This is a genomic window from Haloprofundus halophilus, from assembly GCF_003439925.1.
GTDB lineage: Archaea > Halobacteriota > Halobacteria > Halobacteriales > Haloferacaceae > Haloprofundus > Haloprofundus halophilus.
The window spans coordinates 719,282-744,941 of sequence record NZ_QQRR01000001.1; the positions used below are offsets into that span (position 1 = coordinate 719,282).

24 protein-coding genes and 1 pseudogene are annotated in these 25,660 nt (G+C 66.7%); 20 read left to right on the forward strand and 5 right to left on the reverse strand.

The features are described 5' to 3' along the window. Positions 1-70 precede the first annotated feature (70 nt). Positions 71-349, forward strand: coding sequence for an Asp-tRNA(Asn)/Glu-tRNA(Gln) amidotransferase subunit GatC (gene gatC, locus DV709_RS03580; protein ID WP_117591822.1), 279 nt, complete (start codon positions 71-73; stop codon positions 347-349). Then, on the forward strand, positions 350-1,678 hold the full coding sequence (gatA, locus tag DV709_RS03585) for an Asp-tRNA(Asn)/Glu-tRNA(Gln) amidotransferase subunit GatA (RefSeq protein WP_117591825.1): 1,329 nt from the start codon (positions 350-352) through the stop codon (positions 1,676-1,678). Between the two features lie 179 nt (positions 1,679-1,857). Here the strand turns inward: gatA and DV709_RS03590 are convergent, their stop codons facing one another. From DV709_RS03590 to DV709_RS03605, 4 genes are all read right to left on the reverse strand, one after another. Further along, positions 1,858-2,223: a TM2 domain-containing protein gene (locus tag DV709_RS03590; protein ID WP_117591827.1), complete on the reverse strand. Its 366-nt coding sequence runs from the start codon at positions 2,221-2,223 to the stop codon at positions 1,858-1,860. A gap of 126 nt (positions 2,224-2,349) precedes the next feature. After that, positions 2,350-3,960: a TrkH family potassium uptake protein gene (locus DV709_RS03595; RefSeq protein ID WP_117591829.1), complete on the reverse strand. Its 1,611-nt coding sequence runs from the start codon at positions 3,958-3,960 to the stop codon at positions 2,350-2,352. 144 nt (positions 3,961-4,104) lie between these two features. Continuing rightward, positions 4,105-5,442, reverse strand: a complete 1,338-nt coding sequence (gene trkA / locus DV709_RS03600) for a Trk system potassium transporter TrkA (RefSeq protein WP_117591831.1) — start codon at positions 5,440-5,442, stop codon at positions 4,105-4,107. Positions 5,443-5,581: 139 nt separating this feature from the next. After that, positions 5,582-6,118 (reverse strand): type II toxin-antitoxin system RatA family toxin, encoded by a 537-nt coding sequence (locus tag DV709_RS03605; RefSeq protein ID WP_117591833.1) that lies wholly within the window; start codon positions 6,116-6,118, stop codon positions 5,582-5,584. 228 nt (positions 6,119-6,346) lie between these two features. On the opposite strand from DV709_RS03605, the gene DV709_RS03610 reads away from it, so the two are divergent. Next, positions 6,347-7,531, forward strand: a complete 1,185-nt coding sequence (locus DV709_RS03610; protein WP_117591835.1) for an ABC transporter substrate-binding protein — start codon at positions 6,347-6,349, stop codon at positions 7,529-7,531. Positions 7,532-7,745: 214 nt separating this feature from the next. Here DV709_RS03610 and DV709_RS03615 read toward each other — a convergent pair whose 3' ends face one another. Then, positions 7,746-8,045: a HalOD1 output domain-containing protein gene (locus DV709_RS03615; protein ID WP_117591837.1), complete on the reverse strand. Its 300-nt coding sequence runs from the start codon at positions 8,043-8,045 to the stop codon at positions 7,746-7,748. A gap of 277 nt (positions 8,046-8,322) precedes the next feature. Between DV709_RS03615 and DV709_RS03620 the strand changes: the two genes are divergently transcribed. The 17 genes and pseudogenes from DV709_RS03620 (at position 8,323) to DV709_RS03700 (ending at position 25,655) form a co-directional block, all read left to right on the forward strand. After that, on the forward strand, positions 8,323-8,727 hold the full coding sequence (locus DV709_RS03620; RefSeq protein ID WP_117591839.1) for a DUF7344 domain-containing protein: 405 nt from the start codon (positions 8,323-8,325) through the stop codon (positions 8,725-8,727). Positions 8,728-8,907: 180 nt separating this feature from the next. Beyond that, on the forward strand, positions 8,908-10,065 hold the full coding sequence (locus tag DV709_RS03625; protein ID WP_117591841.1) for a FecCD family ABC transporter permease: 1,158 nt from the start codon (positions 8,908-8,910) through the stop codon (positions 10,063-10,065). 119 nt (positions 10,066-10,184) lie between these two features. Further along, positions 10,185-10,997 (forward strand): ABC transporter ATP-binding protein, encoded by an 813-nt coding sequence (locus DV709_RS03630; protein ID WP_232819715.1) that lies wholly within the window; start codon positions 10,185-10,187, stop codon positions 10,995-10,997. Between the two features lie 166 nt (positions 10,998-11,163). Beyond that, complete coding sequence (locus DV709_RS03635; RefSeq protein ID WP_117591845.1) at positions 11,164-12,429, forward strand: twin-arginine translocation signal domain-containing protein; 1,266 nt, start codon at positions 11,164-11,166, stop codon at positions 12,427-12,429. Beyond that, complete coding sequence (locus DV709_RS17585; RefSeq protein ID WP_157972636.1) at positions 12,429-12,566, forward strand: hypothetical protein; 138 nt, start codon at positions 12,429-12,431, stop codon at positions 12,564-12,566. The genes DV709_RS03635 and DV709_RS17585 overlap by 1 nt, the downstream gene beginning before the upstream one ends. Beyond that, positions 12,563-13,360 carry an FAD-dependent oxidoreductase gene (locus DV709_RS03640; RefSeq protein WP_117591847.1) on the forward strand — a complete coding sequence of 266 codons (798 nt, stop codon included), beginning with the start codon at positions 12,563-12,565 and terminating at the stop codon, positions 13,358-13,360. The genes DV709_RS17585 and DV709_RS03640 overlap by 4 nt, the downstream gene beginning before the upstream one ends. Positions 13,361-14,145: 785 nt before the next feature. Beyond that, the gene (locus DV709_RS03650; protein WP_117591850.1) at positions 14,146-15,495 is read left to right on the forward strand and encodes a Cdc6/Cdc18 family protein; all 1,350 of its coding nucleotides are present in this window, start codon (positions 14,146-14,148) and stop codon (positions 15,493-15,495) included. 193 nt (positions 15,496-15,688) lie between these two features. After that, positions 15,689-16,873, forward strand: coding sequence for a bifunctional phosphopantothenoylcysteine decarboxylase/phosphopantothenate--cysteine ligase CoaBC (gene coaBC / locus DV709_RS03655; protein WP_117591852.1), 1,185 nt, complete (start codon positions 15,689-15,691; stop codon positions 16,871-16,873). A 229-nt stretch (positions 16,874-17,102) separates the two neighbouring features. Further along, complete coding sequence (locus DV709_RS03660; RefSeq protein WP_117591854.1) at positions 17,103-18,254, forward strand: monovalent cation/H+ antiporter subunit E; 1,152 nt, start codon at positions 17,103-17,105, stop codon at positions 18,252-18,254. A gap of 83 nt (positions 18,255-18,337) precedes the next feature. Further along, entirely contained in the window at positions 18,338-18,595 is a 258-nt protein-coding gene (locus DV709_RS03665) for a cation:proton antiporter (RefSeq protein WP_117594067.1), read from the forward strand. Further along, a pseudogene (gene mnhG / locus DV709_RS03670) lies at positions 18,592-18,906 on the forward strand (monovalent cation/H(+) antiporter subunit G); the annotation flags it as partial. The gene DV709_RS03665 and the pseudogene mnhG, both read left to right, overlap by 4 nt. Positions 18,907-19,028: 122 nt before the next feature. Further along, complete coding sequence (locus DV709_RS03675) at positions 19,029-19,568, forward strand: DUF4040 domain-containing protein (RefSeq protein ID WP_117591857.1); 540 nt, start codon at positions 19,029-19,031, stop codon at positions 19,566-19,568. After that, on the forward strand, positions 19,565-20,080 hold the full coding sequence (locus tag DV709_RS03680) for an MnhB domain-containing protein (RefSeq protein ID WP_117591858.1): 516 nt from the start codon (positions 19,565-19,567) through the stop codon (positions 20,078-20,080). The genes DV709_RS03675 and DV709_RS03680 overlap by 4 nt, the downstream gene beginning before the upstream one ends. Then, entirely contained in the window at positions 20,077-20,445 is a 369-nt protein-coding gene (locus DV709_RS03685; RefSeq protein ID WP_198665639.1) for a cation:proton antiporter subunit C, read from the forward strand. The genes DV709_RS03680 and DV709_RS03685 overlap by 4 nt, the downstream gene beginning before the upstream one ends. Then, positions 20,438-22,009, forward strand: coding sequence for a monovalent cation/H+ antiporter subunit D family protein (locus DV709_RS03690; protein ID WP_117591860.1), 1,572 nt, complete (start codon positions 20,438-20,440; stop codon positions 22,007-22,009). Before DV709_RS03685 ends, DV709_RS03690 begins: the two co-directional genes overlap by 8 nt. After that, entirely contained in the window at positions 22,006-23,892 is a 1,887-nt protein-coding gene (locus tag DV709_RS03695) for a cation:proton antiporter (protein ID WP_117591862.1), read from the forward strand. Before DV709_RS03690 ends, DV709_RS03695 begins: the two co-directional genes overlap by 4 nt. Further along, positions 23,892-25,655, forward strand: coding sequence for a Na(+)/H(+) antiporter subunit D (locus DV709_RS03700; protein ID WP_117591863.1), 1,764 nt, complete (start codon positions 23,892-23,894; stop codon positions 25,653-25,655). Before DV709_RS03695 ends, DV709_RS03700 begins: the two co-directional genes overlap by 1 nt. Positions 25,656-25,660 lie beyond the last annotated feature (5 nt).

Genomic DNA, 25,660 nt, shown 5'->3' on the forward strand with positions numbered 1-25,660 from the left:
GAACGTCGCTCTCGTCGGCGACTCGCGGTGCATCGAAACCCTTACTCCCGGCCCCCGACACCGAGACGGTATGAGCGACACGTCCGTCGACGCGGAGGAAGTGCGTCACGTTGCGACCCTCGCGCGGGTCGACCTCGACGACGCCGAGGTCGAGGAGTTCGCCGCGCAGTTCGCCGATATTCTCACGTACTTCGACGCGCTCGACGAAGTGCCCGAAGTCGACGACGAAGCCGAGTTGGTGAACGTGATGCGCCCCGACGAGGTCCGCGAGAGCCTCAGTCAGGAGGAGGCGCTCTCGAACGCCGCGGAGGCCGAAGACGGCTTCTTCAAGGGGCCGAAGGTGTCGTAGATGGCTGCCGACCTCAACATCTTCGTCACCGAGGAGACCGTCGAATCGGACGCCGACGGCCCGCTGAGCGGCACGACCGTCGCCGTCAAGGACAACATCAGCACCGAGGGTCTCCGCACGACTTGCGGGTCGGCGATGCTCGACGACTACGTCCCGCCGTACGACGCGACGGTCGTCGAGCGCCTGAAGGACGCGGGCGCGACCATCGTCGGCAAGGCGAACATGGACGAGTTCGGGATGGGGTCGACCACCGAGACGTCGGCGTTCGGCGCGACGAGGAACCCCGTCGACCCCGAACGCGTCCCCGGCGGCTCGTCCGGCGGCTCCGCGGCGGCGGTCGCGGCGGGCGAGGCGGACCTCGCGCTCGGCACCGACACCGGCGGCTCGGTTCGCAACCCCGCGGCGTTCTGCGGCGTCGTCGGCATCAAACCCACCTACGGGCTCGTCTCGCGCTACGGGCTCGTCGCCTACGCCAACAGCCTCGAACAGATCGGACCGTTCGGCTCCACCGTCGAGGAGGCGGCGACGTTGCTCGACGTGATTTCGGGACCGGACGCCAACGACGCGACGACTCGTGACGCGAGCGAGGCACGAAGCGCCTCGGATGGTCGAACGGGCACCGCCCGTGAGACGGGGACGAGCTCCGACTACGCGAGCGCCGCCGACGGCGACGTCGACGGCCTCACCGTCGGCGTCCCCACGGAACTGGTCGACGGTGCGGACGACCGCGTCGTCGAGGTGTTCGAGGACGCCCTCTCGGAACTCGAAGCGCAGGGCGTAGAGACGACGGAGGTGAGCCTCGAGTCCGTCGGCCACGCGGTGCAGGCGTACTACGTCATCGCGATGTCCGAAGCCTCCTCGAATCTCGCGCGGTTCGACGGCGTCAGATACGGAAAATCGGGCGGCTACGAGGGCAACTGGAACGAGTCGTTCGCCCGCGCCCGCGAGGAGGGCTTCGGCTCGGAGGTCAAACGTCGTATCCTCCTCGGCACCTACGCGCTGTCGGCGGGCTACCACGACAAGTACTACAAGAAGGCCCAGGACGCCCGCGCGTGGGTGGCGCAGGACTTCGACGCCGCCTTCGAGAGCGTCGACGTACTCGCGTCGCCGACGATGCCCGTCCTCCCGCCGAAACTCGGCGAGAGCCTCGACGACCCGCTGCAACTGTACCTCACCGACGCGAACACGGTGCCGGTGAACCTGGCGAACCTCCCGGCCATCTCGGTGCCCGCCGGCGAGGCAGACGGTCTTCCGGTCGGTCTCCAACTCATCGGTCCGAAGTTCGGCGAGGAGCAGATTATTCGGACGGCCAGTGCGGTCGAACAGTAAGCCGCGGTTTTTTGGTCCAGATTTTTCGAGGCGGCCGACGAGCGGAGCGAGGATGGCCGTCGAAGAAAAAGGTGGACGGCCAGCGCCGTCGAACAGTAAGCCGCGGTTTTTTGGTCCAGATTTTTCGAGCCGAGTGCCCGAGCGAAGCGAGGGCCGAGGGCGAAGAAAAAGGTGGGCGTTCAGTGCTCGCGTTCGACGTACCGCGCCTCGAACTCCTCGCGGCTCTTCGACAGGTAGATCGCGCCCTCGACGATGCCGACGAGACCCGGAAGCCCGGTCCAGAAGAACAGGAGGTAGAGGATACCCACCTTCGTCCGGCCGAGGTAGAACTTGTGCGCGCCGAACGACCCGAGCAGGATGGCGAGCAGCGCGGCGACGAGTCGCTTGTCGTCGACGGCCGAGGGCGGCGGGCGCTGACGCACGCCGCAGTGCGGGCAGAGTTCGGCCTCGGCGTCTATCTGTTCGCCGCAGTTGTGACAGTAGACGGTGCCGCCGTCGTCCGCTGTCGTGCCGGTCCCCGTCGACATGTCGGAGTTATCCACCATGTGACGGTGGTCGTCGAGTATCGGCAAAAATGTCGGGGCGTCTCTCCGTCGAGCACCCCACTCTGTTTCCGGTTCCGCCCGAACAGCGTCCGAGGGCGACTCGCTCGTGACGAGAGAGCGGGGACCTCACCGCTTCCAGTACTCGGGCGTCAGGAGGACCAGCACAGGAAGTATCTCCAACCGACCGATCCACATCAACACCACCATCAGCAGTTTCGACGCGTTCGAGAACTCGACGAATCCGCCCATCGGGCCGAGGAAGCCGAAGCCCGGACCGACGTTGCCGATGGTCGTCGCCGACGCGCTCACGAGTTCCAACACCGTCACGTCGAGGCCGACGCGGACGGCGTCGAGTCCGAGCAGTATCGTCGCCACGGCGAAGATGACGAAGTAGAGGAGCGTAAACGCGTAGATGCCGCGGACGGCCCGCTCGTCGAGTGCGCGGTCGCCGAGTCGGACGGGGCGAACCGCCTCCGGGTGTGCCGTCGTGAACAGTTCACGGCGGAGGGATTTGAGGATGACGTACCAGCGGACGATTTTGATGCCCCCACCGGTCGACCCGGCGCTGCCGCCGATGAACATCGCAAACAGGAGGAGGTACTTCGCGGGCGCGCTCCAGGCGTTGAAGTCGAGACTGGCGTACCCCGTCGTCGTCACGATGGCGAGCACCTGGAACAGCGCCGCCCGTATCGACGGTTCGGCGTCGCCGACGTGGTCGGCCGCCGCGTCGACGACGTAGGCCGCGTCGTACGTCTGCCCGGCCGTGACCGCGTCGGGAGCGACGAACCCGTTTCCGCTGAACAGCAGTCCCGCGAGGATGGCGGTGAGGACGGCGACGATGCCGAGGTACGTGTGGAACTCCGTGTCCTCGAGGAACGTCCGCGGGTCGTCCGCCAGCGCGTGCCAGATGAGCGCGAAGTTCGTTCCGGCGACGACCATGAAGGGGATGACGACCCACTGGGCGGCCGCCGAGAACGCCTCGATGCTCCGCGCCTCCGGCGAGAAGCCGCCGGTCGGCATCGTCGTCAACCCGTGAGCGACGGCGTTGTAGAAGTCCATCTGCGGTGCCATCCCGCCGCGGTGGAGACCGTACAGGAGGAGGATTTCGAGGACGGTGAACCCGAGGTACGCAGCCCACAGGAGACGCGCCGTCTGGGCGATACGCGGCGTGAGTTTCTCGATACTCGGGCCGGGCGCTTCGGCGTCCATCAACTGCGCGCCGCCGGCGGAGAGCTGCGGGAGGATGGCGACCGCGAGAACGACGATTCCCATCCCGCCGAGCCACTGCGTGAGCTGCCGCCACATCATGATGGCGCGGCCGTGGGTCTCGAAGGAGATGTCCCCGAGAACGGTCGACCCCGTGGTAGAGAAGCCGCTCATGCTCTCGAACAGCGCGTTCACCGGGTTCGCGAGCGTCGACGCCGGCGAGAGGGGTCCGAGCAGAAACGGAATCCCGTGGGCCTCGACGAGATACGGAATCGTGCCGACGAGGGCGACGGCCAGCCACGTCACCCCGACCATCAGAAAACCCTCTCGCGCTCGGAGGTCCGGTTCGGGGTCGAGGCGCTCTAACCACGTTCCGACCGCCGCGGTGACGAGCATCGTCACGAGAAACGGGACGACCGACTCGCCGTAGTAGAGCGCGACGGCGACCGGCAGCGCGAGCGGAACGACCAGATACTTCAGCACCGTCCCGACGAGACTGAGACTGGCGCGGTAGTCGACGCGCAGATGCATCGACCGCCACCGATTCGACGAAGATGTCACGAGTGCGAGCCTGTTTCGATGCGGAGCGTATGAACGTAGTGGAATCCCGTATTCGGCGGAAACGCCGAGCCACGCGCCGCGGGGACGACGTGCCGCGGGGACGACGTGCCGCGCTCAGAGCCTCGGCGTCACGTCGTCGAGCACTTCGATGTCGACGAAGACGACGACGTGGTCGCCGGGTTCGATGACGGTGTCACCGCGCGGGGTGACGAACTCGTCGTGGCGGGTGATAGCGCCGATGACGACGCCGTCGGGCAGTTCCGTCATCACCTCGCTGATGGGCTGTCCGACGAGGATGCTGTCGCGGTCGACCTCTATCTCCAGCACTTCGGCCTTGTCGCTCTCGATGAGCGCGACGTTCTCCGCGCCCCCCTCGTGAGTGAAGCGGGTGATCTCCTCGGCGACGACTTCGCGGGGGTTCAACCCCACGTCGACGCCGACGGCCTCGAACAGTTCGACGTACGTGGGGGTGTCGATAATCGCCACCGTTCGGCCGGCACCGAGACGGGTCGCGAGCAGCGAGACGAGGAGGTTCTTCTCGTCGGAGTCGAGCGCGGAGACGACGACGTCTGCGTCGCCGACGTGCTCGCGTTCGAGGAACTCGGCGTTCGTCGCGTCGCTCTCCATCACGATAGTGCCCGGGAGTTTCTCGGCGAGGCGTCGCGCCCGTTCGGAGTCGTACTCGATGAGTCGCGGGCGCAGTCCCCGCTCTTCGAGCAGGCGGGCGACGTGGTAGCCGACCTCGCTCCCGCCGACGATGACGACCTCCTCGGGCGACCCCGGCGACTCGGCGGGGACGAGCGCGTCCGAGAACGCCTGAACGCTCTCGGGGCTCCCGATGACGACGACGCGGTCGCCGGCGCTGATGACCGACTCCCCGCGGGGGATGACGACCTCGCCGTTCCGGAGGATGGCCGCGAACGTCAGCGAGTCGAAGCGGTCGGCCTCGCGCACGGTCTGGTCGGCGACGGGGCTGTCGGGACTCACCTCGAACTCGGCCATCTGGACGCGACCCTCCGCGAACGGGTCGACGTCGCGGGCGGCGGGCAGGCCGATGATGCGGACGATGGCCTCCGCCGCCAGCAGGTTGGTACAGACCATGAAGTCGATACCGAAGGCGTCGCCGGACTGCTGCCACGTGCGGAGGTGTTCGGTGTTCTTCACGCGTGCGACGGTGAACGCGTCGCTGATGGCTTTCGCCGTCGCGCAGGCGACGATGTTCGTCTCGTCGTTGTCGGTCGTCGCGATGAGCATGTCCGCCTCGTCGATGCCGGCTTCCCGAAGCACCGACAGCGACGTGCCGTCGCCCTGGACGGCGAGCACGTCCAGCGAGTACGTGAGGTCCTCGACGCGGTCGGCGTCGCGTTCGACGATAACGACTTCGTGGCTCCTGTCGAGGTCGGAGGCGATGCTCTCGCCGACCTGACCGGCGCCGATGATGATCACGCGCACGGAGTCCCCGCACCTCTGTTCATACCACTCGGCGGTCGTCCGACTACATTTGTCTTTTCGTCTCGGGACGCCCCGCTCTCGCGTGAGAACGCGTCCGCCGACCGTGACGGGGCGTTCACCGGCTCGGAGTTCGTCCGGCTCAGAGTTCGTCCGGTCGGTCCCTGACTTCGAGCGTCACCGACCGCTCGCGGCCCTCGAGGTCGGCGACGACGCGTTCGACGACGCGCTCGGCCTCCTTGACGACGAGCGGTTTGACCTTCTCGATGACTCTGTCGAAGGAGACGAACATCGGCAGGTCCAGCGCGCCGTGGGCGCTGTCGGGGTCGAACTCCACCTCGATGACGACGCGGCAGGCGGTGTCGGCGTCCGGCGGCGCGTCTTCGGGGAGTTCGTCCAGCGGTTCGACGAGCCACCGCCCCTCCGCGTTTATCGTCTTCGTCAGTCGCCACTCGACGCGGTGTGGCGGGGCGAGTTCGGTCACCTCCGAGTGGGCGGTGTACGTCAGTTTCCACCACTCGAAGCGGAGCGCGTACTCGGTGCCCGCGGAGCCGTCGCCGTCGGCGCGCACGTCGGTGAGATACTTCGAGTAGTTCGCGTATCGGGGAAAATCGACGAGGAACTCGTACACCTCCTCGGGCGGGAGGTACACGACCGTCGAAACGGCAATCTCGTCCACGGCTGAAGATGTGTAGCCGGTAGCCTAAGCGTTGCGGGAGTCGAGCGTCGGAAAGTCGAGCGTTTCGGCCACCGGAAAGTCGAACGTCGGGAAGTCAAGCGTCTCGACCGCCCGAGGGCCTCACCTCGGACGAGGCACCCGCCGCCGATGTGCAGTGTGACACCAAATCACGTTTAGGCGCGCCTAACAATCGACGCTTTTATTGGATTTAGGTGAACCTAAACAGGTATGCAACGACGCAAGTATCTGGGTCTCAGCGCGGGGGCGCTGGCGACCGCACTCGCTGGCTGTTCGGACAGCGCCGACGAATCGACGCCTTCGGGCGGGTCCGAAGGAAACTCGTCGGCCTCGGGGACCGACGGTTCAGACCAGACGGACGGCGAGACCGACACCGAACAGAGCGGGTCGTACACCGTCTCGATGGTGCCCGTCGGCGACGTGACGTTCGAGTCGGTGCCGGAGACGTGGTTGGCGTACGAAGCGGGATACGCCGACATGGGCGTCGCACTCGGACAGTCCGACGGACTGCTCGCCGTCGGCAACAAGCCGCGTTATCACACGCAGTACTACGACGAACTCGACGGCGTCAGCGTCGACAAGGAGTCGCTCACGCAGCTGCTCGGCGAGAGTTCGCAGATCGACAAGGAACTGCTCTACGAGCTCGACGCCGACGTCCACGTCGTCGACCCGAACTGGCTGGTCAGCGGGTCGGGTTTCGGCCTGGAGATGTCCGATATCGACGAACTCCGTACGAACGTCAGCCCCTTCATCGGCAACACCATCTTCCGGCGGACGGACTCCTCGTGGCACGACTACCAGTACTACACGATGTACGAGGCGTTCGAGAAAGTCGCGCAGGTGTTCCAGCAGCAGGAGCGCTTCGAGCAGTTCCGGTCGCTTCACGACGACTACGTCTCCTCGGTGCAGTCGGAACTGCCCGCGGAATCCGAGCGTCCGAACGCGCTGTTGACGTTCGGTGCCGGCGACGAACCCGAGGAGTTCTCTCCGTATCGTCTCACCGATAAGGGAACGAACAAGAAACAGTTCCACGACCTCGGTATCAGGGACGCGCTGGAAGGCACCGGCGTCAGCGGCCTCTCGACGAGCGAGCGCGGCACTATCGACTACGAGACGATGCTCGAAGTCGACCCGGACGTCTTACTCGTGCGCGGACACGAGGACAAATCCGCCGACGAGTTCGCCGACACGGTGCTGTCGTTCATGCAGCAACACAACGTGGCGAGTCAGCTCTCGGCAGTCCAAAACGAGATGGTGTTCCGCGGCGGCCCAATCTACCAGGGCCCCATCCAGCACCTGTTCACGCTCGAACGCGCCGCCAAGGACTTCTTCCCCGACACCTTCGAGGGCGAACTGTTCGACCGGGGCGCGGTGTCGGATATCGTCTCCGGCTAATCAAGCCGACGCGAGCGTCTCCGCCGTTCTGTCGTGTGACTATCGGTTCGGTCGGTGAGGGCTCTATCGACTCGTTCACCTCGCCCGACTCGTTCACCTCGCCTAACTCGCCCGTCTCGCCCGTCCCGTTTGCCACGCTCGTCCCGTTTGCCACGCTCGTCCCGTTTGCCACGCTCGTCCTATTCGTCTCGTTCGATTCGTTCGCCCCGTCTTCTCACTCAGTTTCGTTCGATTCGAAGATTTCGGCCGTCTCGCCGGCGGTGACGACGATTTCGTAGTCGAGATAGGTGAACCCGACCCGGACGGTCGAAGCGATGTCGCGTCGAGGCGGGACGAGGACGTTCTCCAGCGCGTCCGCGTCGAGGTATCTCCGGAGCGGCGGTAGTCCACGGGGCGTCGTCTCCTCCAGCGCCGCCACTGCGGTGACGACGGCCTCCGTCGCGGTACGGTAATCGTCGAGCGGAACCGACGAGACGAGCCGTGACCGTTCGCCGTCGGCCGTCTCTTCGGTCATCGGAGACAGCTCCTCCGAGGCAGTACGGTCGAGAGGACGGGGCGGAGTCCGGAGTGACGGGAGATGGATGTCACGGATGTCCCGACGGTACGTCTCCAAATACTTATATTGAGTAGAAAAACAGCCGCGGGAACCGGTCAGATGTTCCGATATTCCACCGTATAGTTCACGTTCGTAAATTTCAGAATCTAGTGATAGTCACCCACGCGTACACGTATCGGATATTCTGTTCGGTTGGGAAGACGGATTTACGAGGAGAGGGGAGGTGTGGTATCGCATGACAGCGAACCTCGGCTCGCCGACCGAGGAGCGTACCACGTCGGGGCTCCGCGACAGGCGCGCAGTCGAGTTGTTCGACGCGCTGAGCGACGAACGTCGCCTCTGGGCCGCCGACCGTCTGTTCGAGGCGAACGGTCCCGTCTCGCTGGCGATGCTCGCGCGAGTGCTCACGGCGATAGAGATGGGGACGGAACTCGAAGACCAGACGCGCGAGAGTTCGCCGGCGTACATCAACCTCCACCACAGCCACGTGCCGAAACTCGTCCGCGCCGATGTCGTGAACTACGACGAAGAGCGTCAGACGGTCGAACTCGTCGACCGGGTCGAACCCGTCGGGCGGGTCGAACTCGTGCCGTCGATGGTGACGTTCTTCGTCGAACGCGGCGTCGACACCCCGAACTGAGCCCGCGGGAGGCAATTTAGGTACTCCTAAAAATCGAAGTTCTTTTGACTCGGCGAGACGCCAGTTCCGGGCATGAAGCGTCCGAGAGACACTGGTGGGCGACACCGAGACGGACGGTACACGAAACAGCCATCTCGGGGTCGGGGACGACTCGGACGGCGCCGAGGGGGCGTTCGGTAGATGGCGAGTGACGCTCGAAGCGGCGAGTACGGCAACGCCGGGGGACGGACCCGATTCGGTTGGATAAACGCGCCGCTCGTCTCGCTCGCGCTCGCCAGTGTCGCCGTCGTCGTGTTCGCCGCGCTCGTGCAGGTGAGTTTCGGGACGTACTCGATGAGTATCGTACAGGCGTGGCGCGCGGTGTTCGACCCGGCAGTGCTGACGAGTCCGTATCTCCTGTTGCAGTTCTTCTTGGGGGAGGGGGCCGCAGACGCCGCCGCGAGGGCGTTCGGCTTCGAGGCCACCGCACCGGAGTTGGCGAGAGAGACGATCATCGTCTGGAACATCAGGCTCCCGCGAGTCGTCGTCGGCGCGCTCGTCGGCGCGAACCTCGCCGTATCGGGAGCGATATTTCAGGCCGTAACGCGCAACGAACTCGCCTCGCCGTACATCCTCGGCGTCAGTTCGGGCGCGGGACTGACCATCCTGCTGACGCTCGTGTTCTTCACCGGATTGGCCGTCTACCTGCCGATTCTCGCGGCGCTCGGCGGTACGGTCGCCTTCCTGCTCGTCTACAGTATCGCGTGGAAGAACGGGACGAGTCCGGTTCGACTCGTCCTCGCCGGCGTCATCGTCTCGACTATCTTCGGGTCGATGCAGACGGCTATCTTCTTCTTCGCGAGCGACATCGGCGTCGTCCAGAGCGCGATCGCGTGGACGACGGGGTCGCTGACGGGCACCGACTGGGAACAGGTCCGGACGGCGCTGCCGTGGACGGTGCTGTCGGTGGTGCTGGCTATCGCCGGCGCTCGGCAGTTGAACGTGCTTCTCCTCGGCGAGAAAACGGCGCAGGCGCTCGGGATGTCCGTCGAACGCGTCCGATTCGCGCTGTCGGGCGTCGCCATCCTCGCCGCCAGCGCCGCCATCGCCGTCGCCGGCATCGTCGGCTTCGTCGGCCTCGTCGTCCCGCACATCGTCCGCAACATCGTCGGCAGCGACTACCGTCGGCTGGTCGTCGGCTGTGTGTTCGCCGGGCCCGCGCTGCTGGTCGGCGCGGACGTGGGCGCGCGTCTCGCGCTCAATCCGGCGCAGATTCCGGTCGGCATCGTCACCGGTCTCGTCGGCGGGCCGTACTTCCTCTATCTCATGCGGAAGAAACAGCAACTGGGTGAAATCTGATGGTAGACACGAACGTCTCGACGGAGTCGTCGTCGAACGCGGCGGAATCGTCGAACGCGGCGGAGTCGTCGAGTTCGACGGCGTCGAACCGAACGAACGGAGAGACGCCCGACGAGGAGATGCGGACGGAGGCCGTCGAAGCGACGGAACTCGTCGGCGAGGACCTCGCAATCGGCTACCCGACGACGCCGGAACCGGTCGTCGAGTGCGACTCCGTCGTCGTCCCCGCGGGCGAGGTGACCGCGCTTGTCGGTCCGAACGGGTCCGGTAAGAGCACGCTGCTTCGCTCGCTGTCGAACCAGCTCGAACCGGAACGCGGCAGCGTCCTCCTGGATGGACACGAACTCCAGACGTTCGGGACGAAGGAGCTCGCCAAGCGGCTCGGGCTGCTCTCGCAGGAGAACGAAGCGCCCGGCAGTCTCACCGTCGAGGAGCTGGTCTACCACGGCCGCTATCCGCACCGCGGGTTCTTCGAGACGGTCGACGAGAAGGACGAGGCGGCCGTCGACGAGGCGATCTCGCTGGCGGGCGTCGAGCACATCCGCGACTCGCAGGTCGGAAACCTCAGCGGCGGGCAGAAGCAGTTGGCGTGGATTGCGATGGTGCTGGCGCAGGACACCGACGTGTTGCTGTTGGACGAACCGACGACGTATCTCGACTTGCACCACCAGTTGCGCGTGATGGAGGTCGTCCGGACGCTCAATCGCGAGCGCGACGTCACCGTCGCCGTCGTCCTCCACGACATCGGCCAGGCGGCGCGCTTCGCGGACAACCTCGTCGCCATGCGCGACGGCGAACTGTACGACTGGGGCCCGCCGAGGAAAGTCGTCACCGAGGAACTGCTGCGCGACGTGTTCCGCGTCGAAGCCACCGTCGACGCCGACCACCCGACCGGACCGCACATCTCGCCGCACCGCGCGATGGACGAGTGACTGACCGGTGAGACCTCCGGTAACTGACCGTCGAGGCACCCTTATTCCGGTCGATAGCTGACAGTTCCTACCCTGCCGAAACGTCCACTGTACTCCGCTCTGTCGAAGATTTTAGGCTCGCCTAAAATTCGAAGCGCTTACTATGGATTAGGCGAGCCTAAAAAACATGCAAGATGAGGAGACAGCCTTCGAGCGTAGACAGTTTCTCACGGGGACCGCGGCCATCGCCGCGAGCATCGGAGTCGCCGGCTGTGTCGGCGGTGGAGGCGACGGAGACGGCGGAGACGGCGGAGACGGCGAGAACGACGCGAGCGCCGGAGACGGGTCGACAGCCGACGGAACCGAGCAGACGGGTCAGGAGTCGACCGACAGCGAGACGGGCGAGGGCGGGTACTCGGTCAGCATCTCGCCGATGGGCGAGGTGTCGTTCGACGCCGTCCCCGAGAACGCGATGGCGTACAGCCCGCAGTACGTGGACATGGCCGTGGCTTTCGGTCGCGGCGAAACTGTGAACTCCATCGGCTTCCCGGAGTCGTTCTACACGGGTTACTACGACCAACTCGACGGCGTCGAGTTCGACCCCGAGAGTCGGTCGAAACTGTGGAACGACGGCGTCGACAAGGAGATCTTCTACGAACTCGACTCCGACGTCCACTTCATCGACCCGACGTGGATTCTGAACGTCGGCAGCTTCGGCCTCGACGAGGCCGACATCGAGGAGATAGAGACGAACGTCGGGCCGTTCTTCGCCAACCGGTACAGCCGCGCCCACAGCGACCCCGGCGTCGACGACTACGAGTACTACACACTCTGGGAGCTGTCGGGCAAAGTCGCCGAACTGTACCGGGAGACCGAGCGGTGGGAGGCGCTTCGGGAGGTCCGAGACGAACTCGTCTCGGAACTGGAGTCGAACCTCCCGCCGGAGTCGGACCGACCGACCGTCGGCCTCGTCATCTACGACGCGGACGCGCAGACGTTCTCGCCGTACAAGATAGCGAACGACGGCTTCGGCGTCTCGCACTACCGCCCCCTCGGCGTCCGGGACGTGTTCGCCGAGAGTGACCGGACGTACGAGGCCGACTACGACGCGAGCTACGACCTCGAAGCGATGCTCGAAGTCGACCCCGACGTGCTGATACACAACTTCGACGTGGGCGGGAGCGACCGGTACGAGGCGATGGTCGACCTGAAGGACGACCCCGTCGGCGGCGAACTCACCGCGATGCAGAACGACCGCGTTTACACGGGCGGGTCGCCGCTGCAGGGACCGCTCTACAACATCTTCCAGTTGGAGATGGCGGCCAAGCAGATCTACCCCGAACGGTTCGGCGAGTGGCCCGGCTACGACGCCGACGGGAGGTACGCGATTCCGGAGGACGAGCGGCTGTTCGACCGCGAACGCGTCGCGAGCGTCGTGACGGAGGGTGCGTGATGGGAGACGTGACGGTGCGCGGCGACACGCGACGGCACCAGCCGAGGCCGGTCTCCTCGTCGCCGACGAGTTCCGACGACGACAACGAACCGAAATCGACGACGCTTCACCGGAGTCCGAACTACGAACCGATATGAGCGACACGTCCCAGACTGAAGCCCCAGTATCGAACGACGCGGCTGACCACGACCGCCACGACGTGCTCGTCGTCGGCGGCGGCGTCGCCGGACTGAGCGCGGCGACGTTCACCGCGCGTGCCGGACTCGACACCGTCGTCGTCGACGACGGCAACTCCATCGTCAAGCGAAACGCGCATCTGGAGAACGTCCCCGGCTTCCCGGCGGGCGTCAACTCCCGACTGTTCTGCGAGATGCAGCGCGAACAGGCCCGACGTAGCGGCAGTGCGTTCGTCGACGGACGCGTGACCGACCTCCGGCGCGTCGACGGCGGGGGTTTCCGCGCGGGAGTCGACGGCGACGTGGACACCGACTCCGGACTCTACGCGACGTACGTCGTCGCCGCCTCGTGGAGCGACACCAGCTACCTCGACGGCCTCGGAGTCGACCTCCGGGTCGCTGGAAGCAAGACGTACATCGGCGACGACGGCCTCGGCCGGACGAGCGTCGAGGGACTGTACGCCGCCGGACGGCTGACCGAGCGTTACCACCAGGCGGTCGTCGCCGCGGGTCACGGCGCGCAGACCGCGATTACGCTCGTTCACGACTCGGAGACGCCGTTCTACAACGACTGGGTCACGCCGGAGGGCTACTTCACCGACCGCGGTCGGGAGGTTCCGCCGGGCTGCGAGGAGATCGACGAGGCCGAACGCCGTCGCCGCGAAGCCGAGTCGCTGGAGACGATGCAGGCGTTTTTCGCCGAGTCGCATCCGGAACCGCAGCGCACTCACCCGAGTCTCGTCGACGACGAGTGAAGTTGTCGGATATCTCGGAAGAGTTCAAGAGAGTCGGGTAGTCCGAGTGAGCCGAGAAATCTGAGTGGGCCGAGTAGCCCGAGTGAACCGAGCAATCTGAGTGGGTCGGGTAGTCCGAGTGAACCGAGTAGTCCGTGCTGGGTCGACGTCGAACTCGCCGACGTCGGAGCTATCGAAGAGATTCGGCGAAGCCGACGAGATGCCACCCTCCCACACCTGTTTTCAAATGTTCGGCGGGTCGAGAGAGGGGGTCGGTTCGGCGACAGTCGAGCGCGAGTCAGGGGGTAGTATATAAATTACGCCGTTCGGCCGACGGACCACACCGGTTTTCAAATGTTCGGGGTCGGTTACGTCTGTCGATTAGGTGAGAAAACACTACACTACACTACACTAGTTTAGAAAGATATAATCATAGGAATGGCCTTTCGAGGCAATCACCCGTGTTAACACTGGCCACGGTACCTCGTGACGGAGTCTAAATCCGTATGAGAACGACCGCTGGTCGTCGATGGTCGGCTGATTCCGCCTCGCGCCCCCACCCCCACCCTCTCGAACCCGGAGCATTTGCAAACTGGTGTGAGAGAGGGTCCGTTCGGGTCGCTCGCTTCTCGCCGATTCTCGGGTCTACGAGGCGGCGCCGAACATTTGAAAACCGCTCTCTCTCCGAGTGACGGTGTCTCCGGCGACGGGCCGGGTAGACGGCCAAGCCGTCGGACACGAGTAGCACTTGAAACACGTGAAGCATTTGCAAAGCACTAAGTAGCGGCACACGGCAGGCACGAACAATGGCTCCCGACTCTATTTTCGAAGACGAGGCCGAGGTGTTTCGCGACATCGAGGTGCTCGAAGAGGACTACACCCCCGACACCATCCTCTGCCGCGACGAGGTGATGACGGAGTACATCAACGTCCTCAAACCCATCTACAAGGGCCGTCCACCGCAGAACGCCTTCCTCTACGGCGACACCGGCGTCGGCAAGACCGCCGTGACGAACCACCTCACGACGCAGTTAGAAGCCGACATCCGCCAGAAGAACGAGGACATCGAGCGACAGCACGAACGGAACGACCAGCGAGCGGACGACGACGGGAACGCGCAACCGTCCGTCGAGACCGACGCCGCAGACAGCGCAGACGCCGCCGCCCCCGTCGACCTCACCATCGTCAAGGTGAACTGCCAGAACCTCACCTCCACCGGCGAGCGAACCTCCTCCTACCAGGTCGCCATCGCGCTGGTCAACGAACTCCGCCCGCCGAAGGATATGATCGCCTCCACGGGCTACGCCCCGCAAGCGGTGTACTCGATGCTGTACGAGGAGATGGACGCCCTCGGCGGCACGGTGCTGGTCATCCTCGACGAGGTCGACCGCATCGGCGCCGACGACACCATCCTCTACGAACTCCCGCGCGCGCGAGCGAACGAGAAGGTCGAAAACGCCCGCATCGGTCTCATCGGCATCTCCAACGACTACACGTTCCGGTCGAACCTCTCGCCGAAGGTCAAGGACACGCTCTGCGAGACCGAGATCAAGTTCCCCGCCTACAACGCGATGCAACTGCGCGAGATTCTGCGCGACCGCGCCTCCCGCGCGCTGTACGACGAGACGTACGGCGACGACGTCATCGCGCTCTGTGCGGCGCTCGCCACCCGCGAATCCTCGGGGAGCGCGCGAAAAGCGATCAACCTCCTCCGAAGGGCGGGCGAAATCGCCGAGAACGACGGTCGAACGACCATCGTCGAGGGCGACGTCCACGAGGCGAAAGACGACCTGGAGTACGGCGACATGGTCGACTCCATCACCGACCAGGACGCGCACAAACGCTACGTGCTCGCCGCCGTCGCCCACCTCTCGAAGGCCGACGCGACGCCCGCCCGCGTGAAGGAGGTTCACCGCGCGTACCGCGCCGTCGCCGAGAGTTACGCCGCCGACCCGCTGAGCCAGCGCGGCATGTACAACCACCTGACGAAACTGGCGATGCTCGGCTTTCTCACCTCCCACGACAACAACGAGGGGATCAAAGGCGGCCAGTACTACGAGTTCGAGTTCTCCGACGAGGTCGACCGCTCGAAGGTTCGCGAGGCGTTCGAGTCGATGGGCCACGCCTGGCAAGATATTCGAGTTCAAGGGGATTAGGCCCCGAGTCGCCGAATCATTTGCAAATCGGTGTCTCTCGCCCACCGAAAGACGTTTATCTGGTCCCGAAATCGGACGCCTCGACCTCGCTGGGGCGGGTTTCAGTTCGGAGCATTTGCAAACCGGTGTGGTCGAAGCGTCGAATCCGCGAACCGCACGGTACTATTTACCGTCGCTCCCCACTTCCCACCAGATGCTTCAGGGAGTCAACGTCGCGCTGGGGGTGTCGGGCAGTATCGCTGCGGTCAAAGTAGTCGAACTGGCCCACGAGCTCCGGCGGCAGGGGGCGAACGTTCGCGCCGTCGTGACCGACAGCGCCCGCGGTATCGTCCACCCGTGGGCCGTGGAGTTCGCCACCGACAACCCGGTGGTCACGGAGATTACGGGCCGCGTCGAGCACGTCGAACTCTGCGGACGCGACGGCTGGGCGGACGTGCTCCTGCTCGCGCCCGCGACGGCCAACACGGTCGGCAAAATCGCCGCCGCCGTCGACGACACGCCCGTGACGACCTGCGCGACCACCGCCCTCGGAGCGGGGATGCCCGTCGTCGTCGCGCCCGCGATGCACGAACCGATGTACGACCACCCGGGCGTGCTCGACGCCATCGACCGCGTCGAGTCGTGGGGCGTCTCCTTCGTCGACCCGCGAATCGAGGAGGGCAAAGCGAAAATCGCCACCGAGGAGGCCATCGTGACGGACGTCGCCCGAGCGACGACCGAGCGGACGCTCTCGGGGAAGCGCGTCGTCGTCACCAGCGGCGCGACGAGCGAACGAATCGACCCGATTCGCGTGCTGACCAACCGCGCGTCGGGACGAACCGGCCGTGAAGTCGCCCGCGCCTGCTACGTCCGTGGAGCCGACGTGACGCTCGTCCACGACGGGCCCGACGTTCCCTACGCCTCGGTCGAACGCGTCGAGAGCGCCGCCGAGATGCTCGCCGCGGTCGAAGCCGCCTGTGCCGGCGACGAGGCTGACGACGTCGCACCCGCCGACGCCCTCGTCTCCGCGGCCGCCATCTCCGACTTCACCGTCGACGCCGCCGACGAGAAGATCCGATCCGGGGAGTCGCGGACGCTCGACCTGCGGCCGACGCCGAAACTCGTCGACGCGGTCCGGGACGCCCGCCCCGACCTCCCTATCGTCGGGTTCAAGGCCGAGACGGCGGGCGACGACGAGTCGATGGTCGCCGAGGCGAAACGGATTCTCGACCGGGCGTCGCTGTCGTTCGTCGTCGCCAACGACGCGAGCGTGATGGGCGAGGACGCGACGCGGGCGCTGTTCGTCCGCGAGTCGGGTCTGACCGGCGAGTACGAGGGCGACAAGGCGGGACTCGGCGGGCGGGTCGCCGACGAACTCGCCGCGGAACTCGGAGCGTGACCCGTTCCTCACCCGACGACGTTCCGACCGACGCCGTCGGTCGACAGCGACGACAGACGGCACTTCGCCTCGCCGAACTGCGCGCGTAACAACTCCCGAAAGCGAGACAGAGATAAGAATAGTTTTGCGTCAACAGCTACTCGCTTCATACGATTAGCTAGCATGACGGGTCGAACACGCATGAGCGACTGTTGGCCTGCCGGCCGTCGCCGAACGGAGTTGAGAGACCGTGGCGGGTGAGGCGACCGACGCGAGGAAGTCGACGGAATCCACGGCGCGCGGGACCGGCGCGCGCGTACTCGTTCCAGTCGGCGAGTCGCCGACGCTGCGCAACACCGTCGCGTACGCCGTGCGGACCGCCCGCGAACGCGCCGCCGACGCCGACAGTTCCGCGGCGGTTCACTTCGTCTACCCGGCGTTGTGGCGGGCGGTCGAACCGACGCGCGCCGGCAAGTTCGAACGAGCGCAAGAACTACTCGACCGCGTCGAGGTGTGGGCTCACGAAGACCTCGGCGACGACGAGGCCGACGCGGCGGAACCGACCGTCGAGATAGAGACGGCCGTCGTCGGTGCCGACGAGTACCTGTTCAGTCCGGCCGACTTCGCTCGTGTCATCGTCTCGTACGCGAGAGAACACGACCTCGGCCGGGTCGTCGTCGACCCGGAGTACCAACCGGGCGGCAACGCACCGATGCTCCGACCGCTGGAGTACGAACTGACGAAGTCCGAGTTGAGCGTCGAGGAGGCGCCGGTCGAACGGCCGACCCGCCGGGGGGTGCTCGTCGGGCGAGAGAGCCTGACGCAGTATCTGCTCGTCTTCGGCGCGTCGTACCTCTTCTATCTCACCCTCGGCGGGTTCAGCGGCACGTTCGACCTCGTCACCGGTGCGATAAGCGCCGCCGTCGTCACGGTCGTGCTCGGGAAAATCGCGCTGAAAGGGAAACCGGACCTCCGCACGCTGCCCGCCGAACTCGGTCGGCTCCTCCTCTACACGCCGTACCTCCTCTGGGAGATCGCGAAAGCGAACGTCGCGTTGGCCTACGTCATCCTCCACCCGCGGCTGCCCATCGACCCGAAGATGGTGAAGTTCGAGGCGGCGGTGTGGAACGACCTCCCGGCGACGACGCTCGCAAACAGCATCACGCTCACCCCCGGGACGCTGACCGTCGAGGTGAGCCATCGGGAGTTCTACATCCACTCGCTCACGCAGTCCGCGCGCGACGACCTCTTCGACGGAGCGCTCGAACGCGCCGTCAGGTTCGTCTTCTACGGCCGCGCCGCCGCGCAAATCCCGAGTCCGAAGGAGCGCGGCGCGGCGCAGGAGGACCTCGGCGAGACGCCGAACGACTCGCTGACCACCGACGGGGGAACCAACCGATGAGCGCGACGACCGCCAACGGCGTGGTTCTCGCCGCCGCGGGCGGCGCCGGCGACCCGGCGAACCTCACGCCGTTTCTCACCGACGTGTTGCTCGGGACGGCGGCGGCGTTCGTCACCCTCGCCATCGTCGTGCTCTACCGCGTCGTCAAAGGACCGACGATGCAGGACCGCGTCATCGCCGTCAACGTCATCGGCTCGAACACCGTGGTCATCCTCGCGTTCCTGGCCGCGGCGTTCGGCGAACCCGGGTTCCTCGACGTGGCGCTGGTGTACGCGCTGTTGAACTTCCTGATGAGCATCGCCATCTCGAAGTTCACCGTCGAACGAGGTGGTGTCATATGACGCCCGTCGAGATAGCCGTCGTCGCGCTGCTCGCCGGCAGCGTCTTCTTCGCCTTCGTCGCCGTGGTTGGCGTGCTCCGCCTCCCGGACCTCTACACGCGGGCGCACGCCGCCTCCAAGAGCGACACGCTCGGTGCGGTGCTCGGTCTCGCGGCCGTCGCGGCCGTCTACGGTGCCGGGATTCCGACGGTGAAGGCGGTGTTCCTCCTCGTGTTCATGTTCGTGACGAATCCGACGGCGGCACACGCCATCGCGCGCGCGGCCTTCGACCAAGACATCGAACCGTGGACCGGAGAGGCCGCAGACCGAACCGGCCGCGGCGTCGACGCCGACCGGTCGCCCGAGGACGTCGACGGCTCCGAGTCGCTGGCGACAGACGGCGGCCCCGCGCCGGAGACGAATCCGCGGGACGGCTCTTCTACCGGAGGTGACAGATGACGTTCACGCCCATCGAGGCGGTGACGCTCGTCTTCGTCGTCGGCTGTGCGCTCACGGCCGCGCTGCTGCGAGACGTTCTCGGTGTCATCATCGCGTTCGCCGCCTACAGCCTCGGTGTCGCCATCCTCTGGGTCGTCCTCCAGGCACCCGACGTGGCGCTCACCGAGGCGGCCATCGGGGCCGGCGTGATGACGCTGCTGCTGCTTCTGACCATCGCGAAGACGGTCAACCCCGAGAACGACGCCAGTTTCGAGCGCCCGAGTCTCCGGTCGCTCGTCGTCGTCGTCGCGTTCGCTGGCGTGTTGCTGGCGACGGTGCCGGCGCTGCCCGCCATCGGCGCGGCGGACTCCCCGGTCGTCGGCGGCGAGGTCACCCAGTACTACCTCGACAACGCGTACGAGGAGACCGAAGTCACCAACGCCGTGACCGCCGTGTTGGCCGCCTACCGCGGGTTCGACACCCTCGGCGAGGCGGTGGTGGTGTTCACCGCCGGCGTCGCGGTGCTGCTGGTGCTGCGCCGGGAGGTGTTCGTATGAGCGCCGACGGTTCCGGCGTCGACGACTCCGGCGACGCCGGCGACGGCATCACGCACAACGACGAGCAGGTGCCGTACGTCGAGAGCACCATCATCATGACCACCGTCCGGGTCGTCGCGCCGTTCATCCTGACGCTGGGTCTGTTCGTGATGTTCCACGGCGCGTCCTCGGCCGGCGGCGGTTTCCAGGGCGGCGCCATCGCGGGCACCGTCGTCCTGCTGCTCGCGTTCGCGTTCGGTATCGGTCCGGTCCGCGACTGGCTGAGTCCGGCCGTCATCCTCGGACTCATCGCCGTCGGCGTCGGGACGTTCCTCGCGATCGCACTCGGGTCGGTGTTGCTCGGCGGCGAGTTCCTCCAGTACACCGCCTACCCCGTCCCGCACGCGAGCAAGTACGGTATCGAACTCGTCGAACTCGGCATCGGTGCGGTCGTCGCAGGCATCATCACCGGCCTGTTCTTCCTCATCGCCGCCGGGTTCGACATCGGCGAACCGTTGGAGGACGAACAATGATCGCAGAGATTCTACTCACACGCTACAACTACGTCGTCGTCGCGCTGCTGCTGCCTATCGGTGCGTACATGATGATCGAGAACCGGAACCTCGTCAAGAAAGTCATCGGTATGAACATCTTCCAGACGGGCATCTTCCTGTTCTTCATCACCTCGGCGTACCGCGAGGGCGCGGACCCGCCTATCGTCGGTAGCGGCGGCGAGGCGGCGACGTACGTCAGCCCGCTGCCGCACGTGCTCATCCTGACGGCCATCGTCGTCGGGGTGAGCCTCACGGCGGTGGCGCTGGCGCTCATCGTCCGCATCTACACCGAGTACGGGACGCTCGACGAGAGGAACCTCCGGGAGGTGCGCGCCGATGAGTGACCTGCTGGCGCTGCTGGTCGCTGTCCCGATTCTGGGCGCGTTGCTCACGCTCGTCGCCGGCTACACGTTCGAACGGCTCGGCTGGGGCGTAGCGCTCGTCACGTCGCTGGTGCACACCGCGATGGCGGGAACGGTCGCCGCACAGGTGTACGCCGGCGGCGAACCGCTCGCGTACGCCGTCGGCGGTTTCCGGCCGCCGTTCGGTATCGAACTCGTCGTCGACGGCCTCAACGCCGCCGTCGTCGTACTGGTCGCGGCCGTCGCCCTCGGCGTGCTCGCCTACGCGCGCCGCGCCGGCCCCCACTCGCCGGCGTTCTACACCGGCTACCTGCTGTTGGTCGCCGGCCTCTCGGGCATGAGCGTCACGGGAGACATGTTCAACCTCTACGTCTTCCTCGAGATCACCGGTCTCGCCGCCTACGCGCTGGTGGCGACCGGCGACGACGGACGCTCGGCGGTCGGCGCGCTGAAGTACCTCCTCGTCGGAACCGTCGGCGCGTCGCTGTTCCTCGTCGGTATCGGCTACGCGTTCGTCGCCACGGGGACGCTCAACATGGCCGACCTCGCCGAGAAGCTCGCCGGCGTCGGCTACGGGTCGACGCTCGTCCGGGCGTCGTTCGCGTTCGTCGTGACCGGGCTGGCCGTCAAGACGGCGCTGTACCCGCTGCACACCTGGCAACCGGAGGCGTACGCGAGCGCGCCCGACAGCGTCAGCGCGCTCATCTCGGCGCTCGTCTCGACGGTCTCGGCGTACGCGCTCGCGCGCGTCGTCTACAGCGTCTACACCGTCGACTTCCTCGCGTCGGTCGCCTACGCCCGCGAGTTCGTCCTCGTCTTGGCGGGCGTCAGTATCGTCGCCGGGAGCGTCCTCGCGGTGATGCAAAGCGAGTTGAAGCGGATGCTCGCGTACTCGTCGGTGTCGCAGTTCGGCCTCGTCGTCGCCGCCTTCGCCGTCGCCAACGAGGCGGCGGTGACGGGCGGCCTCGTCCACCTCGTCGGCCACGCCGTCATGAAGGGCGGCCTGTTCCTCGCGGTGGGCGCCGTCGCCGCGCGGACGGGCGTTCGATACGTCGAGCAGTTCGACGGCCTCGCCGACCGCGTCCCGCTCCTCAGCGCCGCGCTCGCGACCCTGTCGCTGTCGATGGTCGGGGTTCCGCCCGCCGTCGGCTTCGTCGGCAAGTGGTACATCGCCCTCGGCGCGATTCAGGCCGGGTCGTGGCCCATCGCGGTCGTCATCCTCCTGAGCACGCTGCTGACGTTGGCGTACTTCCTGCGCCTCGTCGAACGGATGTACTTCCGCTCGGCCGCGACGACGGAGCCGTCCGCCGACTCGCCGACCGGAACCGGGGCGGCCGCCGTCGCCGACGGCGGAAACTCCGGCGACGTGACCGACGACGAGCGTCCGGTGCTCGGCCGCGGTGACGACGCCGACTTCGGCCGCCCGTCCGTCGGGATGGTCGCCGTCGTCGTCGTCGCGGCGGTGCTCGCCGTCGGACTCGGCCCGCTCGTCTCGACCTTCGAACCGCTGCTCGAACCGACGCTCGACCTCCTACTCCAGCCATGACAGAGATTTCATCACTCAGACCGCTCGCGGCGGTCGCCGTTCCGGCGGTCGCCGTCGCCTTCATCTACGCGTCGAACCGCCGGCCGAACGTCCGCGAGGCGTGGACGCTGCTCGCCGCCGCGTCGACGTTCCTCGTCGTGGCGAGTATGGTGCCCGGCGTGCTCGCGGGCGACACGTACTACACCGACCTCGGGGCGTTCGTCCCGCTCGGCGAGGACGCCGTCGCGTTCACCCTGCAGGCCGACGCGCTCGGGATGCTGTTCGGCCTGCTGGCGAGTCTGCTGTGGCTCGTCACGAGCTTCTACAGCATCGGCTACATGCGCGGCCTGCACGAACACGCCCAGACCAGGTACTTCGCGGCGTTCGCCGCCAGCGTGGCCAGCGCCGTCGGCGTCGCGTTCGCGGCGAACCTGCTCGTCCTGTTCGTCTTCTACGAACTGCTGACGGTGGCGACGTACCCGCTCGTCGGCCACGACGAGACGGCGGAGTCGCGCGCCGCCGGCCGGAAATACCTCGTCTACACCTTCGGCGGCGGCGTCGCGGTGCTCGCGGGCACCGTCCTCGTTTACGTGCTCGCCGGGTCGGTGGCGTTCACCCCCGGCGGCATCGAGGGTCTCGCCACCGCGGACCCGACGCTCGGTCGCGCGGCGTTCGCACTGCTGACGCTCGGCTTCGGCGTCAAGGCGGCGCTGATGCCCGTCCACTCGTGGCTGCCCGACGCGATGGTCGCACCGACGCCCGTCTCGGGACTGCTCCACGCGGTGGCGGTCGTCAAATCCGGCGTGTTCGGCATCGCCCGCGTCGTCCTCGAGGTGTTCGGCCCCGAGACGGTCGGAAACCTCGGCGTCGGCGTCCCGCTGGCGGCCGTCGCCGCCTTCACGCTGCTGATGGCGAGCGTCATCGCGCTCCGACAGGACAACCTCAAGCGCCGCCTCGCGTACTCGACGGTGAGCCAGCTCTCGTACATCGTCCTCGGCCTCGGCATCGGGGCCTCGATGGGCGGCGAGGCCGCGAGATACGCGCTCGTCGGCGGGCTGTTGCACATCCCCGCGCACGCGTTCATGAAGCTCACCCTGTTCTTCTGTGCGGGTATCATCCACGTCGAGACCCACACCGACGACATCAGCGACATGGCCGGCATCGGCAAGCGGATGCCGCTGACGATGGCCGCCTTCGGCGTCGCCGCCGCCGGGATGGCCGGCATCCCGCTCGTCGCCGGCTTCGTCAGCAAGTTCTACCTCCTCGTCGGCACCGCCTCCGGCGGCGAGGTCGCCTTCACCGTCGCGCTCCTGCTCTCGGGGGTCCTGAACATCGCGTACTTCTGGCCGGTCGTCTACCAGGCGTTCTTCGAGGACGAGATGCCCGGCGGCCACGACCGGAAGCCGCTCGTCGAACACCGCTTCGGCGGCCGAGCGGACGTCGCCGCCGACGGGGGCCGGAAAGCGGACGAGAACCCCGACGGCGAGGGTTCGGCGCTGACCGGCGGGAACGCCGGTGCCGGTCCGCGGGCGAACGAGGTACAGAAACCCGCCGACCCCGACGCCGACTACGCCGTCGACCGCCACCCGTCGGACCACACGAAGGCGACGAGACAGGGCGGCGAACTCGGCGACGGTGCCGCGGAGATGGCCGACCACGAACCGGCCCACGCCGACCACGACCACCACCACGAGGGCGGCCCGCCGACCGGCGGCTGGGAGCGCCGTAGCTGGCTCGGTGCCGAGAGCACGTGGTTCATGCTCGGCCCGATTCTGACCGCTGCAGTCGGCTCTCTCGTCATCGGAATCGTACCGGGTCGAGCGGTGTTCCTCGAAATCGTCAACGAGGTCGTCACGGCGGCGACTGCTGCCACCGCCGCCGCGACGATGGGGGTGGTGTTCTGATGGCGGTCGACGCGCTGACGACGGTTCCGCCGTTCGTCTACGTGCTCGTCGCCGCGCTGCTGCTTCCGGTCGTCCCCAGGCGCGTCGGCCACGCGCTCGGCGTCGTCGCGACGGCCGTCGTCGTCCCCATCGCGTACCTCGCACCGGCGGGCGTACACTGGGAGACGTTCCTGTTCGGCTTCGAGGTCGCGCTGTTCAACGTCGACGACTTCTCGCGGCTGATGGGCATCATCTTCGGCTTCATCGGCGCGATTGCGGTGCTCTACTCGTACGCGAGCGACGCGTCGAACAAGCAGACCGCCTACGCGCTGTCGTACGCCGGCACCAGTATCGGGGCCGTCTTCGCCGGCGACTGGCTGACGCTCGTGTTCTTCTGGGAGCTGATGGCCGTGACGAGTACGCTCCTCGTCTGGGACTACGGCGGCAAGGCCGTCCGCGCGGGCTTCCGCTACGCCGTGCTGCACGGTATCGGCGGCAGCCTCGTGCTCGCGGCGATAATCTGGCACTACGCCGAGGTCGGGTCGTTCCTGTTCAGCGCCGCCGACGGCATCGTCGGCGGGGGTCCGGCGGTGCTCGCGCTCGCCGCCGTCGGCATCGGCGTCAACGTCGGCTTCGTCGGCCTGCACGCGTGGCTGCCCGACACCTACCCGCGGCCGCACGTCGCCGCCAGCGTCTTCCTCTGCGTCTACACGACGAAGACCGGCGTCTACGCGATGTACCGCGCGTTCCCGGAGGGCCACCTCTGGATCGCGTACATGGGCGCGGCGATGGCCGTCTTCGGCGCGACGATGGCCGTGCTCCAGAAGGACATGCGACGGCTCCTCTCCTACCACATCCAGTCGCAGGTCGGCTACATGATCGCCGGCGTCGGCATCGGGACGACGGTGGCGACGGCGGGCGCGTTCGGCCACGTGTTCAACCACATCCTCTACAAGAGCCTGCTGTTCATGACCGTCGGCGTCATCATCTACCGGACCGGCGAGGAGAGCCTGAAGTACGTCGGCGGCCTCTGGCGGAGGATGCCCGTCACCTTCGTCGCGTTCGTCGTCGCAGCGCTCTCCATCGGCGGTTTCCCCGGCTTCAACGGCTTCGTCAGCAAGGGGATGGTGCTCGCGGAGGCGCACTACGAGCACCTCGACGTCATCTGGTATCTGCTCTTGGCCGGCGGCGTCGGGACGTTCCTCTCGTTCATCAAGTTGGGCTGGTACGCCTTCTACGAGGGGAGCTACGACGGCCCGGTCCGCGACGCGAACCGACTCCAGATGGTCGGGATGGTCTCGGTGGCGATTCTCTGCGTCGTCTACGGCCTGTTCCCGAACGCGCTGTTCGCCATCCTCCCCGGCAACGAGGGCGGCTTCGACTACACGACGTACACCTGGGGACACATCCAGGAAGGGCTCATCCTGTTCGCCCTCGGCGTCGTCGCCTTCGCCATCCTCAAGAAGCCGCTGGACCGACTCGGGCGCGTCCCCGACGTCGACGCGCTCTACAACCCGCTCGCCTTCTACGGCACGCGCGGGCTGGTTCGCGGCGTCACCGAGACGTACGCGGCCGTCGACCGCGCGGCCGTCGCCACCGCCTCGGGCGTCACGTGGACGGTCGGCAACCCCGACGAGGCGCTCAGACGCGTCACGGGGCGGACCGACACCGACGACGAAGGGAACGCCACGTGGCCGGTGTCGCTGCGGGCGGGTATGGGGACGAGCATCCTCCTCCTGACCGCCGTCGTGACGGTCGGTATCGGACTGCTCGTCGCTATCTGAGCGAG